Here is a 528-nt window from a genome sequence, read left to right as displayed (position 1 = left end):
GTTTGGAATGAAATCACGCGCTCATAACCCATGCGATTCGCGTAATCTTCCAACACTAGGCGATCACAACGCTGTGACAACGCGGCATAAACGGTTTTGTTTAGATGGTCAAAAACCATCACCCCAGTGCTTTCTAGGTACGCGTGATCGCCTAGGTAATCCGTTAGACTGCTTTGCTGGTGAACTTCACGTCCTGCAGCGGCTAGCGCGGCAATTAACGCTTCCGGGCGAACCTCATGCTGACGGTTTTCACACGCCATTGGGAAGGTATAAAGCGTGCCGTCTGGTGTTGTGCTAAACCAGTTGTTTGGAAATACCGCATCTGGCGTCGCAACATCAGAAACTGGATAGTCAAATTCCACCACTTGCACTCCTTCTTGGCGCAACGTGGCAACCATTGCCGAAAATTCAGCCATGGTTTTTTGTGATACTTCTTTCTGGCTCAATGACACCTGATGCTGAAACTCATTGTCTTGCGCCGTTTCTTCATTAAAACGAAATTCTTTAGGTGGCACCATCACTACGCAG

The 528-nt window shown here is 48.5% G+C and carries 1 protein-coding gene; it reads right to left on the bottom strand.

Translation table 11 applies throughout. From position 1 onward, the window contains the following. A partial coding sequence (locus tag R7O13_RS30585; protein WP_318305686.1) for an arginine deiminase-related protein occupies positions 1–528 on the bottom strand: 528 nt, incomplete at both ends.

The sequence above is a fragment of the Vibrio sp. Y176 genome (assembly GCF_033438945.1).
The sequence above is the reverse complement of the archived record's forward strand: the minus strand, read 5'-3'. Positions and strand labels throughout refer to the sequence as shown.